The following is a 15,712-nucleotide window of genomic DNA, read 5'->3' on the forward strand; positions in this document are numbered from 1 at the left end:
TCAGCCTTCAGCGGGGGCGGTGGTCAGTCCGAGTTCGGGAATGCCAACCGAGCGCCGCCCACCGAAGTCGGTCCGCACGACAATGAGGTCACCCTTCTCCAGATAATCCAGCAACCGCCGGATTCGACCTACCGAGCGCGTGCCATAGGCGCGGGCCAGCGCTTCGTCGTCGGGGCAGGGCTGCCCTTTGATTGCGGCGCGGGCGATGAGCAGGAACGGCGCGAGCACATCGTCCTGCACCCGGCTGGAGAGCGCGAGCGCGGCCTGCCAGCGCGGGTCTTCATCCTCCTCGCCACCCGCCACGGCGACCGCGAAGCGCCGGCGAAAGCTGAGCAGATCGATGCCGGGATTGCCGATCCGCTGCATCCGGCAGCGCACCGCGAAATCCTGGAATAGCGCGGCGGTCGAGCGATAGGTGCAGTCTTCTTCCGCAGCCATGTCGGCCAAAACCGCGCGGATCACCGGCTCGCGGGCAGGGCGGTCCGGCGTCTCGGTGGCGGCAGGACTGGCTGTCTCGACGGCCGACTCTTCATCCACAGACAAGGGGCCCTCGGCAGTGGGCGGGTCTTCGCGCTCCAGCCGGGCGCTGTTGTCGACGGCCGGGGGCGGCGCGATCAGCGCGGCGAACAGTTCGGGCTGCTCCTCGCCAGGTTGCGGCGCGAGCAGATCCTCAAGGTCGCTGGTCGGCTCGCCGGGCAGGGGAATGAGGGAATGGGAAGAGGTCCGTGCGCTGGTCTTCACCGCGCCGATCCTCACGGAAACGGGGCGGCGGCTGATCGCCGGGCCGAGCGCGAGGAAGCGCCCGCGCTCTAGGTCGCGGATCTGCTCGGCCTGCCGCCGTTCCATGCCGAGCAGGTCGGCGGCGCGCGCCATGTCGATGTCGAGGAAGGTGCGCCCCATCAGGAAGTTCGAGGCTTCCGCCGCCACATTCTTCGCCAGCTTGGCAAGGCGCTGGGTGGCGATCACGCCGGCGAGGCCGCGCTTGCGGCCTCGGCACATCAGGTTGGTCATCGCCGCGAGCGACATGCGGCGGATGTCGTCAGCCACTTCCCCAGCGGCGGCCGGGGCGAACATCTGGGCCTCGTCGACCACCACCAGAGCGGGATACCAGTGCTCGCGGGGCGCATCGAACAAGGCGGCGATGAACTGAGCGGCGCAGCGCATCTGCGCTTCCAGCTCCAGCTCGTCCAGCGCCAGCACCACGGAGGCGCGGCGGGCCCGGACCTTGGCCGCCAGCGTCTCGATCTCGCCGGGATTATGCGCCGCGCCGTTGATGACGATGTGGCCGAACGGCTCGGCCAGCGTGACGAAATCCCCTTCCGGGTCGATCACCACCTGCTGCAGCAGGCCGGCGCTTTCTTCCAGCATCCGGCGCAGCAGATGCGACTTTCCGGACCCGCTATTGCCCTGAACGAGCAGCCGGGTGGCCAGCAGTTCTTCCATGTCCATGGGCACCGGCGCGCCATGCGCATCCGTCCCGATCACGATTGAAGAGGTCACCGCGCCGTCATAGCCATGGACGGCGTGGGGGCAAGGGCTGGTTGGCTGTGCTGTTCGCGCGACAACCCGTCCGCGCCAATCGACGCAGGGCTTATGCGCCGAATTGCCGCCGGCTCATGTTGCAATTGCGAGGGCTTCCTATTAAGCGCCCATGCAAATCGCTCGCAATATCAAGGTTTGTGTCTCGTTGAGAACGCGCAGTCTCCGCATCTGGTATCTCGTCCATAAATGGACGAGCCTGATTTGCACGGCGTTCCTGCTGATGCTCTGCCTGACCGGCTTGCCGTTGATTTTCCATGACGAAATCGAGGTGATGACCGGGGAGGCACCGGCGATGCAGGGGGCGGGCTCGTCCGGCGACGGGCCGGGCCTGCAGCCGCTGGACGTCATGCTCGGCAAGGCACTGGCCGCACGACCGGGCGAGGTGCCGGTATTCATGGCCTTCGACAATGAGACGCCGATTCTCACGGTCACCACTGCCCCGGCACCGGATTCGCCGGGCAGTGCCATGACCATCCAGCTCTTCAACCGCGTGACCGGGGAGCCGGCGGGGCAAGTGGTCGAGGAAGGCGTGATGCACTTCCTCCTGCAGCTCCATACCGACATGTTCATGGGGCTGCCGGGCATGCTGTTCCTCGGCGCGATGGGCGTGCTGTTCTTCGCCGCAATCGTCTCCGGCGTGGTTCTCTATGCGCCCTTCATGCGCAAGCTGGAGTTCGGGACGATCCGGGTCAGCCGCAGCCGCCGGCTCAAATGGCTGGATTATCATAATCTGCTCGGCATCGTGGCGCTGGCCTGGATGAGTGTCGTGGGCCTGACCGGGGTCATCAACGCGCTGGCGACGCCCATCATCAAGGTGTGGCAGATGAGCGAACTGGCCGAGATGACCGGCGCTTATGCCGGTCGCCCGGCCTTGCGGCCCGAGCGCTATGGTTCGCTGGACAAGGCCATGGCCGCCGCCCGGCAGGCGTTGCCCGGCAACAATCCCCAATTTATCGCCTTTCCCGGCGGCTCGTACAGCAGCAAGCACCATTATGCGGTGTTCTTCCAAGGTAACACGCCGCTCACCCAGCGCGCCCTCACCCCGGCGCTCATCGATGCCGAGACTGGCGAACTGACCGACGTGCGGCCGATGCCCTGGTACACGCTGGCCTTGCTCTATTCGCAGCCGCTGCACTTTGGCGATTATGGCGGGCTACCGCTCAAGCTGCTGTGGGCGGCGTTGACGCTGTTCACCATCGTCGTGCTCGGCTCTGGCCTGTATCTCTGGCTCGGCAAGCGCCGCGCCCCGCTCGCCGCCCGCGTGCGGGAGGTCGAGAGTGGCGGCCTTGTGGCGCCAGCCGAATGAGCCGCCGCGCGCCGCTCGGCCGCATCTTCGCGATGCCGCTCGCCCTCGCCCTGCTCAGCATCGTCGGCCTAGTCAGCGCGCTGACCGGCGATGGCTGGGCCGACGCTTTGTCCTGGATCGCGCTGGCCGCGCCGCTCGCTGCCATACTCTGGGCTTTCCGATATCGCCGATCATGAGAACAAGCCGCGCATGCAAGCGCGTTTCAAAGGGAAAAAGCATGAATTTCCATCGTTCCAGCCAAATTCTGAAAGCCGCGCTGATTGCCTCGGTCGCCGCGGTGGCCATGCCTGCCGCGGCGCAGGAGGCCAGCGAGATCATCGTCACGGCGCAGCGCGAGAATCGCACGCAGGTCAGCCGTGAGGGGAGCGTCGGCGTGCTCGGTAATCAGCCGGCCGAGAATGTGCCGTTCAGCGTGAAGAGTTATAACGCGGCGCTCATCCTCAACCAGCAGCCGCAGACGCTGGGACAGGTCTTGGAGAACGATCCCTCGGTCCGCACGACCTACGGCTTTGGCAACGCCCAGGAAGTGTTCGTCATTCGCGGCTTCACGCTGGCCAGCGACGATGTCGGCTTTGATGGCCTGTACGGCATCGTCCCCCGCCAGCTCGTCGCGCCGGAGCTTTACGAGTCAGTGCAGGTGCTGAACGGGGCGAGCGCCTTCCTCAACGGCGCGGCGCCCGGTGGTGGTGGCTTGGGCGGCAGCGTCAACCTCGTCCCTAAGCGGGCGACGGCGGACGGCCTGAAGCGCGCGACGCTGAATTATACCTCCAGCGAGCATTTTGGCGGCAGCCTCGATGTTGGCCAGCGCTTTGGCGACGGTGCGTTCGGCGTGCGGCTGAATGCCGTGGCCCGTCGCGGCGATGTCGCTATCGACGACGAGTTCCGCAGCACCTATCTGGTCGGCGGCGCGTTCGACTATAGTTCCGGGCCGCTGCGCATGTCGCTGGATGTGGCCTATCAGCGGATGCATGTGCGCGGCCTGCGGCCCAAGCTGCGTTTCGCTGGCGCCATTCCGGCCGTACCCGCGCCCGACACCAATTATGCCCAGCCATGGACCTACACCACGGCGCGCGACATTTTCGGCATCGCCAAGTTGGAATATGACCTCGCCGACGACGTGCTGTTTTATGCCTCGGCCGGCGCGCGCGACAGCAGCGAGCATGGCATCTACGGCAGCATCGTCTTGGCGGACGCCGTCACCGGCGCTGCCGATTATTCGAGTTCGTACATCCCCCGCACCGATAACAATGAGAGCGTTCAGGCCGGCCTGCGCGCCAAGTTCGGCAATGATGTCGTGAGCAGTCAAGCCAATATCGGCGGCTCGGTGAACTGGCTCACCAATCGTAACGCCTATGCGTTTTATACGTCGAGTGGCACAACGAATATCTACAATCCGGTCGTGCTTCCCCGGTCCTCGACGCTTTCTTTCCCGGTTGGCGGCAATCTTGACGATCCCTTCCCGATCGAGCGCAGTCGTTTGGCGAGCGTGTTCGCATCCAACACGCTTGGTTTCTTGGATGACCGCGTTTTGCTCACCGGCGGCGTTCGCATTCAGGCGATCAAGAGCAGGAGCTATTCTGCGTTCGGCGGCGCTCTCACCTCCACCTATGACGAAAGCGAGCTGACCCCGGTCGCTGGTCTCGTCATCAAGCCGGTGGAGGGCCTGTCGCTCTTCGCGAACCGCATCGAGGGCCTGCAGCGCGGCGCCACCGCGCCGAACGAGGCGACCGTCATCAATCGTGGCGAGGTGCTGGCGCCGTTCAAGTCCACCCAATATGAGTTTGGCGGCAAGCTCAACATCGGCGGCATCGCGGCTTCACTTGCCTTTTACCAGACCGATAAGCCCAGCGCTTATGCGATTCCCGATCCGGAAGGGTCGGGGCTGCTGCGCTACGGCGCCTATGGCAAGCAGCGAAATCGGGGCATTGAGGTCTCGCTGGATGGCGAACTGACGAAGGACCTGTACCTCATTGCCGGTGCCTCGGTGAATGAAGCCAAGTTCCGCGAGACGCTGAATGGCGTCAATGAAAGCAACAGCGTGCCGGGCATTCCGGACTATCTCGTCAATGCCGGACTCGAGTGGGACACCGCATTTGTCCCCGGCCTCACGCTCACCGGGCGCGTTGTCCACACCGGCAAGCAGATGGCCGACAATGCCAACACCCTGCGCCTGCCAGAATGGACGCGCGTCGATCTTGGCGCGCGCTATGTCGCGGTGTTGGGTTCGCAGCCGGTCACCTTCCGCTTCAACGTCGATAATGTCGCCAATGAGCGGTACTGGGCTTCCGCCTTCGATGCGTTCAGCCCCCAACTCCTGCAGGGCGCGCCGCGCACCTACAAAGCGTCGCTCTCGGTCGACTTCTGATCGGATTGAAAGATGCAAAAAAGGGCCAGACGTCGATGACGCCCGGCCCTTTTTCCTGCGCTCAATGAGCGCCGTCAGTCGGTGAGCGGCGCGATGTGGAAGATGCGCTCGGCATTGCCGTGGTACAGCGCGTGGCGCTCCGCCTCCGTCACCGGCGCCGCATCCATGAAATCCACTGCCGGCTGCTGCGGTTGATAGGGGTAATCAATTGCCCAGAGCACATTATCGATGCCGAGCTTGTCGATGGTGTAGCGCAGCGCCAGCGGGTCCTCGACGCCGCTGGTCGTCACCACAAAGTTGCGCTGGAAATATTCCGCGATGCTCAGTTTCGTCTTCGGCGCACGGCTGATCTTCTGGGCGCGGCTGTTCATGAAGTTGATGCGCCAGATCCAGAAGGGAATCGCCTCGCCCATATGGCCGATGCAGATCTTGAGCTTGGGGAAGGCATCGAACACGCCGCTGGCCATCATCCGCACGACATGCGTGCCGACCTCCACGCCATAGCCCCACATAGCGCTGTCCATGCCGTAATCCTGCAGCGGGCCTTTCAGGGTATCCGAGGCGGCACGCGGGTGGATATAGATGCAGGCATCGAGCGCTTCGGCGGCTTCGAGGCAGGGCCAATATTTGGGATCGTCCAGATATTCGCCATGGGTGTGGCTGTTGAGGATGAAGCCGTTGAGCTTCAGATCATTGATCGCCCGTTCCATTTCCTTTGCCGCGCGCTTGGGGCTGTGGGGGGCGAAGCTGGCGAGGCCGGCGAAACGGTCCGGGCGCTTGCGGCAGATCTCGGCCAGCCGATCATTGGCGAGCGCGGCCAGATCGGTCGCGGTGTCGGCATCGAACATCTGCACGCCCGGCGCGGTGAGCGAGAGCAGGTGCATGTCCACGCCCAGCGCGTCCATTTCCGGCAGGCGCTTTTCCTCGATATCGAGCAGGCCATCGAGAAAGTTCATCGCGGCATAGCCGGTCGCGTTTTCGGGCGGATCGTAGATGCCGCCGACGAGCAGCTTGTCGAGGCTTTGCGATGGCCCGCGCGTCACATCCCGCAGGGCATGGGCGACCTCGGGGATCGACCAGGCTTCTTCGGTGGCGATCTTGCGCATCTTCGTCATCGGGCAGTCTCCATGATGGGGGCGGAAAGGGGAGCCGGGCTGTCCTGAGCGCTGGTCTCGGGCGCGGCGGGGCCGATCCGGCGGGCGAGCCAGAGCGCCAGCGCGGCCGCGATCACCAGCGGAATCACCGGCAGGATGAAGAAGGTGCGCGGCGCCGAAAGGCCGAGCAGCACCGCAAGCGAGCCGACCAGCGGCCCGGCGATCGAGCCAACGCGCCCCATGCCGAGCGCCCAGCCAAGGCCGGAGGCGCGCATGGTCGAGGGATAGGTGGCGCCGCACGAGCCATTGAGGCCATTCTGCGTGCCAGTGCTGAACAGGCCAACCAGCACGAGCAACACGGTGAGGCCGACAATGCCCCAATCATGCACGGTGATGATCGCCAAGGTAAGCGCGCCAAGCCCTGCGAACAGCGCCACGACCGACCAGTTGCGGCGCACCAGCAACAGGCTGGCGACCACACCGCCGACCACGCCGCCGGCATGGGTGCCGGTGGCGATCCACGAGGCGGTGGTCGTCGAATAGCCCTGATCCTTGACCAGCAGGGGCACCCAGCCGCTCACCAGATAGACGACCATCAGCACCAGCGCGAAGATGATCCAGATCGCGATCGTGCGGGCGCGCTGGGCGGGGGAAAGGATGGCCGAAAGGCCGCGCTCGCCCGGCGCATGGGTCTGTGCGCGGTTGAGGACCGGGCTTTCCGGCAGGCCGATCCACAGCAGCGCCGCAATCGCGATGGGCAGGAGACCGCCGAGGATGAACAAGCTCTGCCAGCCATAAGGCGCAAGCAGCTTGGCGGCGGCGATCCCGGCGAGAACCCCGCCAAAGGTGATGCCGATGCCGACCAGCGCCGTCGCCCGCGCGAGATATTTGCGCGGCGCCAGTTCGCCGGCCAGCGCCAACGCATTGGGCAGCACGGCGCCAAGGCCGATGCCAATGAGGAAGCGCAGCACGATGAGTTGCGTGAGGTTCGTCGCCAGCGCGCCCACCAGCGACATGATGCCATAGCCAATGCAGCAACTGATCAGGATCGTCCGGCGGCCCAGCCGGTCGCCCTGCGGACCGATGAACACGGCGCCGATCAGCACGCCGAACAGGCTGGCGGAGAGCAGCGGTCCGATCTCGGCGCGGCTGACGCCAAAGTCCTCCAGGATGGAAGGCGCAGCGAAGTTTGCGGCCTGCAAGTCGAAACCTTCGACCATCAGCGCGTTGAGGATCAGCAGGAACCCGCCCCAGCCGCGCGCGCTCGTCGCTTCGCTCGTCCCCGTCATGACCTCTCCTTCACCCGCTGGCGTTGCGCCATCATAGCGCGCTTTGCGGCGGCCAATGCAAGTTGAAAGATCATCAATGCGAGGCTATTGAGCGGTTCAGGGCACCGGTTTAGCGCCCCGCTTCATCACTCGCCTTTGCGGCGCGTGCGCACCCATTCGGTCTCGCGCTTCTTGACCAGCCGCAGATAGACGGGGACTTTCCACAGAATGTAGAGCGGGATGCGCGCCAGCGTTGCCGCCGAGACCGTGTCGCGCCCGTCGCGCATCCAGGCGAGGGCCAGTAGCAGCGCGACCAGCGTCAACAGACCCGCCAGCGTAGCAGGCGCGGCAGTGGTGGCGCCCAGCAGCGCGAGCCCGGCGCTCACCACAAGCGCCATCAGGCTCAGGCTCATCAACAGGGCCAGCGGCGGTACGAGCAGGCTCAGGCCAAACCAGGCGAGGCTCGGCTTGGCCTTGGCGATACCCTCAAGCATGACCGGCGCGCCTTGCTGCAGGGCGGTCTGGATATAGCCATGCTCCCAGCGCGCCCGCTGTGTGAGCGTGTCGCTCTGGCTCGCCGGGTCGCTCCAGGTCGTCGCGGCCTCCAGATAGCGGGGCGCTGCGCCCGCGCGCGCGAAATGGAGGCCGAGCACAAGGTCTTCGACCAGATGGCTCGTCGCGAGCGGCGCCGATTCGATCAGCGCCCATGGGAAGGCCATGCCGGTGCCGCCGAGAATGGCGGGCGATCCCAGAACCGAGGCGCCGCGCTGGCGAACGCGATTCTTGATGAGCATCGCAAAGTTGGAAATCTGCGTCATCGCCCCGTCATCGGCGGCCGAGCGGAGCAGGTAGCAGCTTTGTACCGGGCGCTGGCTGGCGCAGGTCGTGTCGATTAGCGCGCGCAGCGACGCACCGTCGATTTCGCAGTCCGCGTCCAGCACCACAATACAATCCGGCCGCGCGGTGTCTGTCGCAGCCTTGATCCAGTCCCGCCCGAAGGCCAGCGCATGGCCCTTGCCGCGCTGGCTGGGGTCATTGCGCTCGATAACCTGTGCCCCAGCCGCGCCCGCGGCGGCGGCGGTGTCGTCCGTGCAATTGTCGGCAATGACGATGAGGCGGATATGCACATCCAGCGCCGGCTGGAGCAGCGCGATGGTACGGGCAATGCCGGCGGCCTCATTATGGGCGGGCATGAGGATGATGGCGCTGTGGGGGGCGGCAATGCGCGGCCTTGCCGGGCGGCCGGCGATCAGGCCCAGGGCCAGCTCCACGGCCAGCACGGCCAGCAGGAGCACGGGTATGGCAATGATGAGCCAAGCCAGAGAGTCGAGGATCATCATGCCTTCATTCCCGCGTCCGGCGACTGGCGCGTCGACGCTTCGAGGGGGCGGAGAGGAGGCTGGTGCCTCCTCCCCTCATATCGTGCGGAAAACGCCTCGCCGTTACTTGGCGGCGGGCGCCGCGGCGTTGCCGGCTGCGGGCAGGGCGCCGGCGGCCTTGGCATCGTCCTTGGGTGCATAGCCCGGCTGATACTCGATCTTGGCCTTGGCCTTGGCTTCCTTCAGGCGCGATTCGCCGATCTTGTTCAGCTCCTCGTTGCGCATGGCCTGCGCAGCGATCTGGCGGGCCTGCTCCTGCGGAACCGGGGTCGCTTCGCTGCCGGTGATCACGCTCACGACCAGCTTGCCATTGGCCGGCACGATGAACGGCTCGCCCGGGGGCAGCGCCTCGATGCGGGCGAGCATCTGCGGATCGATCACGGCGGTGTCGAGCGAGCCCCGGCCACGCTCGAAGGCGATGCCCATGGCTGTCAGGCGGGATGCGACCTCATCGAGCGTCTTGGCGGTTTCCAGCTCCTTGAGGCCATCCGGCTTGGACGGCGGATCCATCTGCAGCTGCTCGAGGGCGAAGCGCTTGCGCTGCGCGAAGGCGTTGGGGCGTTCGCTGATATATTTGTCGATGGCGGCGTTATCCGGCACCTTGACCGTGTCCATCGTCTTGCGGCCGTACAGGTTGACGAGCAGCTGCTCGCGCATCCGGCGCTCCTGCGTCAGATATTCCGGGTCGCGGTCCAGCCCGGCTTCCTTGGCGGCCTGCACCAGCAGCCGGCGGTCGACCATCCGCTGCAGCACGCGGCTGCGGACCATGTCCTTGTCGGCGCTGGCAGGGACGTTGAGATCGGCGATCTCGGCGTTCAGTTCGGTCAGGGTGATTTCCTCACCATTGACCACGGCCACGACCTGACCTTCGGCTTTTTTCTCGCAGCCGGCGATCGTGAGGGAAAGGGAAGCGAGCGCAACGAGCGAGACGTTCCTCAGCAGTGACATCCATAGTCTCCAGAACAAGCGTGAAGTGGTAAAAATCGGTTCTCGGTTGAAGGCCCGGCGATCCCCCGATCGAGCCTGTCATCCTAGAAAGCAGTGGGCGAGGCAAGATGCCTACAAATCATTACATGTGCGGCGGGAAGATTGCGGCCAGTATATGCCCGGCCATCGGCTGCCTGAACATCCCCCTCATCTTGTCGAGCAACATGGATCGGCTCGTCGTACTTTGTGGCCACCTATTAACTCGCCGCTGGAGCGTGAACAAGCGGCAACCATGGCAGCCGCACCGGGATCGGACAGGGGCGTCCTATCAGCCCGGCGTTAATATTAGGTGGATTGTCGCGGGCGCCAGACGTGGCCGGCGCTTGCCCTCAACGGGCGTTGGCTGCTCCTTGAGACGGCGCCGAACCGGCGGTGGCAGCTGCGGGCTGGCTGGTCGGCGGGTCAGGATTGGCCTTGGGCAGCGCGGCGATCTGCGCAGGGGTGAGGCTCGTAACGATCGTCCAGTCATCGCCCTCGCGTAGGGGCGCGAGACCATCGAGGGGGAGATAGACATGCTGCTCGGGCACGCTGCCTTCAACAGCGATCACCAGCCCCTCGACAGCACCGCCGGGGCCGCGCTTCAGGGCGATCACATCGCCCAGTTCGGTGCCGTCGGTATCGACGAGCTCGGCATCGAGCAGCTCGCGCTCGGTCAGGTTCAGTGCTGCCTTACCCTTGGCGGCTTGAGAGCCGGGATGGGCGATCATTTGCACGGCAGGCTCATCGGGATGCTGATTGGCCGCATCATCGCGACCGCTGCAGGCCGCTAGTAAAAGGGCCAAGGCGAGCGCGGCCGCAGGGTCGATTTTCACCTATAGTCTCCACTGTTGCGGCGCATTCGCATGATGGCCGACCAACGTGGGAGATAAATGGGCGTTCCCTCAAACGGGACGAACGGTTTCGGGTCAGGCCGTTGCGCGCGCGGTCACCGGCATTCCGGCGAGGCGCATGAAATTGGCCAGCATCGCGTGGCCGTGCTCGGTCGCAATGCTCTCGGGATGGAATTGCACGCTGTGGATGGGCAGGCTCGCGTGGCGGAACGCCATCACCGATCCATCCTCGCTGGTGGCGTTGACCAGCAGGCAATCGGGAATGTCCTCGACGATCAGCGAGTGATAGCGCGTGGCGGTGAAGGGCGACGGCAGGCCTTCGAAAAGCCCAGTGCCGTCATGGGTGACCGGTGATGTCTTGCCGTGCATCAGGCCGCCGCGCACCACCTTGCCGCCGAAATGCTGGCCGATCGTCTGATGGCCCAGGCACACGCCGAGCAGCGGCTTGCCCGCATCGGCGCAGGCCGCGACGAGATCGAGGCTGATCCCGGCTTCATTGGGCGTGCAGGGGCCGGGCGAAAGCAGAAAGGCTTCCGCGCCCGAGGACAGCGCCTGCCCGGCGGACATGGCATCGTTGCGCACCACCTCGACCTGCGCGCCCAGCTCCATCAGATAATGGACGAGATTCCAGGTGAAGCTGTCATAATTGTCGATGACGAGGATCATGGCCGGCTTCTACGGGCCGGCGCTCCACCGCGCAAGCGGGACAAGGCCGCACCGACCGGTTATAAGCGCGGGCATGACCCAGCAAGACCCGCGCATCCATGTGCTCACCACCGGCGGCACCATCGACAAGCTCTATTTCGATGCGCTGAGCGAATATCAGATCGGCGAGTCGATCCTCGCGCGCCTGCTGGAGATCGCGCGGGTGAAGCTGCCGGTCGAGATCGAGGAAGTGACCCGCAAGGACAGTCTGGAGCTGACCGCCGATGATCGCGCGCTGATCGCGGCGCGGGTTGCGGCCTCGCCCGCCGAGCGCATCGTTATCACCCACGGCACGGATACGATGACGGACACGGCCGCTGCACTGGCGGGCATATCGGGCAAGACCATTGTGTTGGTGGGCGCGCTGGCCCCGGCGCGCTTCTCGGAGAGCGACGCCACCTTCAATCTCGGCATGGCCTTCGCGACAGCGCAGATCGCCCCGCCGGGCGTTTACATCACCATGAATGGCACGGTGTTCCGTGCGGATCAGGTGGTGAAGGATCGTGCTAAGGGGGCCTTTGTGGCGCGGTAGTGCCTAACCCCTACCGTGCTCTTGCGAAGGCAGGAGCCCAGGGCGGCTAAGTTCGTCCGTTACGCCCTAGGCTCCTGCCTTCGCAGGAGCACGACACTGCTGAGAACAGCTTCTTACTGCCCGAAGCGGCCGTCCTGCGCGACCTTCACGGCTTCCCGCGCGGCCGCAAACAGCGCGCCGGCCTTGTGCTCGCATTCGCGCTGTTCATAGGCCGGCTCGGAGTCCGCGACGATGCCGGCGCCCGCCTGCGCGTGCAGCACGCCGTCCTTCACCAATGCCGTCCGCAGCACGATGCAGCTATCCATGTTTCCATCCGGCGAGAAATAGCCGACGCCGCCCGCATAAGGCCCGCGCGTCTCCGGCTCCAGTTCTGCGATGATCTCGCAGGCGCGCACCTTGGGCGCACCGGAGACCGTGCCGGCCGGGAAGCCCGCGAACAGCGCATCGAGCGGATCGTGCTTCGGGTCGAGCTTGCCGACGACATTGGAGACGATGTGCATCACATGGCTGTAGAATTCGATGGTGTAGCTGTCCGTCACCTTCACCGAGCCGGCGCTGGCGACGCGGCCGACATCGTTGCGCCCCAGGTCGAGCAACATCAGATGCTCGGCGCGCTCCTTGGGATCGGCCAGCAGCGAATCGCGATTCTCGGCATCCTCGCTGGCCGTCTTGCCGCGCGGTCGGGTGCCCGCAATCGGCCGGATCGTCACTTCCCCATCGCGCACACGGACCAGAATCTCCGGGCTGGAGCCGGTGAGCGCGAAGCCGGGCAGATCGAGATGGTAGAGGAAGGGCGAGGGATTGATCCGCCGCAGCGCCCGGTAGAGGTCGATCGGCGGAAGCGGGAAGGGGGTGGTGAAGCGCTGCGCCAGCACGACCTGAAAAATGTCGCCCGCGACGATATAGTCCTTGGCCTTGCTCACCATCTCCGCATAGGCGCCGGGCTTCATCACCGGCGTCGGCGTGATCGCGTCCAGGTCTATGGCGGGCGCCTGACCGGTCTGCGCGGCGAGTGGCCGTGCGAGTTGGGCCGCGACATCCTCGATGCGCCCCACAGCCGTATCGATCAGCGCGTCGATGGCGGCCTCGCCGGTGCCGAGCCGGTCGGCCCAGGTCGGCGCGACGATGTAGAGCGCATCGGCCAGCCGATCGAACACCAGCACCACCGTCGGGCGCACGAACAGCATGTCGGGCGTGCCGAGGCCATTGTCGGCCGGGCGCGGCAGCTTTTCGACCAGGCCGAAGGTCTCATAAGCGAAATAGCCGACGAGGCAGGCGAGCGCAGCCGGCAGCGCCGGGTCGACGTCTGCCCGGCATTCCGCCACCAGATCGCGCAGCGCGGCGAGGGGATCACTCTCCAGCGGCGTGAAGGCGGTCCGGTCGGTCCGCCAGTCGCGGTTGATGTCGACGCTGCGCCCAGTGGCGCGGAAGACGAGATCGGGCGCGATGCCGATCAGGCTGTAGCGCCCGCGAACGGCGCCGCCTTCAACCGATTCGAGAATGAAGTCGCCCCGTTCCGGCTCGATCAGCTTGAGCGCGGCGGAGACCGGCGTTTCGGTATCGGCGATCAGCCGTGCCCACACGAGCGCGGAGCGCCCGGCGGAGAGGGCCGCGCGTGCGGCATCGATGCTGTCCTGTGCGATGGTCAACGGGTCCGCCTTATTCCGCGCTGCCGCCATAAGCGCGGCGCAGTTCCTGCTCCACAGCGGCCATGGCCGCTTCGCTGCGCTTGACGCCCAGCTCCTGCTGGATCGCCGTGACGAACTGCTGCGCATATTCCCCGCCCAGCACATTGCTGAGGCCGGCCGCGGTGGATTGCATCAGCTGCGGCACCTGCGTGGGATCATTCTGCGTGATCTTGTCGAGCCGCACGACGATGAAACCCTGGTTATTCTCCAGCGGCACCATCTGCGTTCCACCCTGGCGGATGCTGAACAGCGCCTTGAGCGGCGGCGGAATCTGGCCGCCCTGCTGGTTGATGTCGGCGCGGCGCGCGGAGAGCGGCTGGCGCGGCGCGTCGGCGATGCCGAGCTTGGCGAGCAGCGGCCCCGGTTCGGCGCCCTTGCCCAACTGCGCCGCGAGCTGCGTGGCGATTTCACGCGCCTTGCCAACGCCCTGCGCCAGCTTCCAGGCCGCTTCCACGGCCGGCTTCACCTGCGCGAAGGGCGGCGGGCCGGCGGGCACCACTTCGGCCACGGTCAGCAGCGCGGCTTCCTCGTCGGGCTTCACCGGCACGATTTGCGCATCGTCATCCTGACGCGCGGCAAAGCCGCCTTCGAGCAACGCCTGCAGCGTCGCGTCGGGCTTGAACGCCGGATCGCGCAGCGACTGGCCGTTGCGCACGATCAGCGGCGTCTCGACGATGGTGAGGTTGTGCTCCTTGGCGATGTCGGTCAGCGTCGCGCCGGCGCCCAGGCGGCCATCCATATCGTTCAGGAATTCGCTGAAGAGCTGGCGCTCCTTGATCTGGCGCACTTCGGCGGACAGTTCCTCGCGCGCTTCGGCCAGCGTCTTGCCCGGCACGTCACGCTGGGCTTCCACGCGCAGCACTGCCCAGCCGGCGGGCGAGCGGACCGGGCCGACGATGCCGCCCTGCGCGGCGGCGAAGCCGGCCTTGGCGATTTCCGCATTCATCTGCGTGGCAAGCTGCTTCTCGTCCACGCCATCGACGCGCGAGGCGGCGAGGCCGAGGCTCTTGGCGACATCCTGCAGCGACTGGCCGGCCTTCGCCTTGGCGGCGGCGTCCTTGGCGAGCGCTTCCGTCGCGAGGATCAACTGGCTGAAATCGCGCGTCTTGCGGCCGGCGAACTGGCTCTGGCGGCTCTTGTAGAGATCGGCGATTTCCGCGTCGGTCGGCGTCGCCTGGGGCTCGAAGCGGGCGAGATTGACCAGCGCGTAGCGCAGCTGGCGCTGCTCGGGAATCGCGAATTGGCTGCCATGCTGCTTGTAATAATCTTGTAGCTGCGCCTCGGTCGGCGCGGTCTGCGGCGCGAACCTGGCGGCGGAAATCGCGAACATTTCGCCGGCGCGTTCCTCGATCAGCATCGCGGCATAAGGCGGCACCATGCTTGCAGGCGCCTTGGTGCCCACGCCCACCGGCTGGAGCAGCTGCTGCTGGATGATCTGCGCGGCAATATCGTCCCGCAGATCCTGCTCGGAGACGCGCTGTTGGGCGAGCATCTGGCGGAACACCGTCTCGCTGAAATTGCCGGTCGCGTCCGTGAAGGCGGAATTGCGGGCGATCTCCGCATCGATCAGCGCCTTGCTCACCCGCATCCCGTGTTTCTCGCCATAGGCAATCAGCGCGCGCGAGGAGATCAGCTCGTCGGCCACGCGCTTAAGGCCGCCTTGGGCCAAGAACTGGTCGATGGTCAGCGCGGGATTTTCCTGCCGCTGCCGCTCGAACACCATCTGCGTGCGGCTCTGCAACTCGGCGACGGTCAGCGGGCGGTCGCCGATCTTGGCGACTTCCGTCTTGGAGCTGCCGCCGAAATTCACGCTATTGCCACTGATATCGCCCGCGATGAACGCGAAGGCGATGATCGCGAGAAATCCGATTGCGAACAGGCCGCCAAATTTCGAACCGAGAAGACGACGGAAAATCTGCATGGGGTCTTTGTCCAGAAAGGCGGCGAAAGGCTGGGGGCTGCTTTAGGGCGGGCGTCCGACGGCATCAAGCCTTTGCGCGCTCGGCTGTCCATGGG

General features: G+C 65.8%; 13 protein-coding genes. 4 read left to right on the top strand and 9 right to left on the bottom strand.

What is annotated here, in order from left to right; genetic code table 11:
* On the bottom strand, positions 1-1,500 hold the full coding sequence (locus M2334_RS03525; RefSeq protein WP_264571269.1) for an ATP-binding protein: 1,500 nt from the start codon (positions 1,498-1,500) through the stop codon (positions 1-3).
* Positions 1,501-1,687: 187 nt separating this feature from the next.
* Here M2334_RS03525 and M2334_RS03530 point away from each other — a divergent pair, with 187 nt between their 5' ends.
* The 3 genes from M2334_RS03530 to M2334_RS03540 are packed head-to-tail and all read left to right on the top strand — an operon-like array spanning position 1,688 to position 5,213.
* Complete coding sequence (locus M2334_RS03530; RefSeq protein ID WP_264593881.1) at positions 1,688-2,848, top strand: PepSY-associated TM helix domain-containing protein; 1,161 nt, start codon at positions 1,688-1,690, stop codon at positions 2,846-2,848.
* Positions 2,845-3,024 (top strand): hypothetical protein, encoded by a 180-nt coding sequence (locus tag M2334_RS03535; RefSeq protein WP_264604789.1) that lies wholly within the window; start codon positions 2,845-2,847, stop codon positions 3,022-3,024. The genes M2334_RS03530 and M2334_RS03535 overlap by 4 nt, the downstream gene beginning before the upstream one ends.
* Positions 3,025-3,065: 41 nt before the next feature.
* Positions 3,066-5,213, top strand: a complete 2,148-nt coding sequence (locus tag M2334_RS03540; RefSeq protein ID WP_264604790.1) for a TonB-dependent receptor — start codon at positions 3,066-3,068, stop codon at positions 5,211-5,213.
* Between the two features lie 74 nt (positions 5,214-5,287).
* Here the strand turns inward: M2334_RS03540 and M2334_RS03545 are convergent, their stop codons facing one another.
* The 6 genes from M2334_RS03545 to M2334_RS03570 form a co-directional block, all read right to left on the bottom strand.
* Positions 5,288-6,328 carry an amidohydrolase family protein gene (locus M2334_RS03545; RefSeq protein ID WP_264593883.1) on the bottom strand — a complete coding sequence of 347 codons (1,041 nt, stop codon included), beginning with the start codon at positions 6,326-6,328 and terminating at the stop codon, positions 5,288-5,290.
* A complete protein-coding gene (locus tag M2334_RS03550; RefSeq protein WP_264604791.1) occupies positions 6,325-7,596 on the bottom strand; it encodes an MFS transporter in 1,272 nt (423 codons plus the stop codon). The genes M2334_RS03545 and M2334_RS03550 overlap by 4 nt, the downstream gene beginning before the upstream one ends.
* Positions 7,597-7,721: 125 nt before the next feature.
* Positions 7,722-8,915, bottom strand: a complete 1,194-nt coding sequence (locus M2334_RS03555; protein WP_264604792.1) for a glycosyltransferase family 2 protein — start codon at positions 8,913-8,915, stop codon at positions 7,722-7,724.
* Positions 8,916-9,017: 102 nt separating this feature from the next.
* Positions 9,018-9,902 (bottom strand): EpsD family peptidyl-prolyl cis-trans isomerase, encoded by an 885-nt coding sequence (locus M2334_RS03560; RefSeq protein ID WP_181560593.1) that lies wholly within the window; start codon positions 9,900-9,902, stop codon positions 9,018-9,020.
* Between the two features lie 368 nt (positions 9,903-10,270).
* Positions 10,271-10,753 carry a PRC-barrel domain-containing protein gene (locus M2334_RS03565; protein ID WP_264604793.1) on the bottom strand — a complete coding sequence of 161 codons (483 nt, stop codon included), beginning with the start codon at positions 10,751-10,753 and terminating at the stop codon, positions 10,271-10,273.
* Positions 10,754-10,846: 93 nt separating this feature from the next.
* A complete protein-coding gene (locus M2334_RS03570; protein WP_264585728.1) occupies positions 10,847-11,437 on the bottom strand; it encodes an anthranilate synthase component II in 591 nt (196 codons plus the stop codon).
* 73 nt (positions 11,438-11,510) lie between these two features.
* On the opposite strand from M2334_RS03570, the gene M2334_RS03575 reads away from it, so the two are divergent.
* Entirely contained in the window at positions 11,511-12,008 is a 498-nt protein-coding gene (locus M2334_RS03575; protein ID WP_264606028.1) for an asparaginase, read from the top strand.
* 113 nt (positions 12,009-12,121) lie between these two features.
* Here M2334_RS03575 and M2334_RS03580 read toward each other — a convergent pair whose 3' ends face one another.
* On the bottom strand, positions 12,122-13,657 hold the full coding sequence (locus tag M2334_RS03580; RefSeq protein WP_264604794.1) for an anthranilate synthase component I family protein: 1,536 nt from the start codon (positions 13,655-13,657) through the stop codon (positions 12,122-12,124).
* Positions 13,658-13,667: 10 nt separating this feature from the next.
* Positions 13,668-15,617, bottom strand: a complete 1,950-nt coding sequence (locus M2334_RS03585; RefSeq protein WP_264573571.1) for a peptidylprolyl isomerase — start codon at positions 15,615-15,617, stop codon at positions 13,668-13,670.
* Positions 15,618-15,712 lie beyond the last annotated feature (95 nt).

The sequence above is a fragment of the Sphingobium sp. B11D3D genome (assembly GCF_025961755.1).
GTDB lineage: Bacteria > Pseudomonadota > Alphaproteobacteria > Sphingomonadales > Sphingomonadaceae > Sphingobium.

Excerpts from the sequence above, each read along its gene's own strand:
- M2334_RS03535 (WP_264604789.1), top strand. The coding sequence starts at position 2,845 with ATGAGCCGCCGCGCGCCGCTCGGCCGCATCTTCGCGATGCCGCTCGCC.
- M2334_RS03540 (WP_264604790.1), top strand. The coding sequence starts at position 3,066 with ATGAATTTCCATCGTTCCAGCCAAATTCTGAAAGCCGCGCTGATTGCC.
- M2334_RS03545 (WP_264593883.1), bottom strand. The coding sequence starts at position 6,328 with ATGACGAAGATGCGCAAGATCGCCACCGAAGAAGCCTGGTCGATCCCC.
- M2334_RS03550 (WP_264604791.1), bottom strand. The coding sequence starts at position 7,596 with ATGACGGGGACGAGCGAAGCGACGAGCGCGCGCGGCTGGGGCGGGTTC.
- M2334_RS03555 (WP_264604792.1), bottom strand. The coding sequence starts at position 8,915 with ATGATGATCCTCGACTCTCTGGCTTGGCTCATCATTGCCATACCCGTG.
- M2334_RS03560 (WP_181560593.1), bottom strand. The coding sequence starts at position 9,902 with ATGTCACTGCTGAGGAACGTCTCGCTCGTTGCGCTCGCTTCCCTTTCC.
- M2334_RS03570 (WP_264585728.1), bottom strand. The coding sequence starts at position 11,437 with ATGATCCTCGTCATCGACAATTATGACAGCTTCACCTGGAATCTCGTC.
- M2334_RS03575 (WP_264606028.1), top strand. The coding sequence starts at position 11,511 with ATGACCCAGCAAGACCCGCGCATCCATGTGCTCACCACCGGCGGCACC.
- M2334_RS03585 (WP_264573571.1), bottom strand. The coding sequence starts at position 15,617 with ATGCAGATTTTCCGTCGTCTTCTCGGTTCGAAATTTGGCGGCCTGTTC.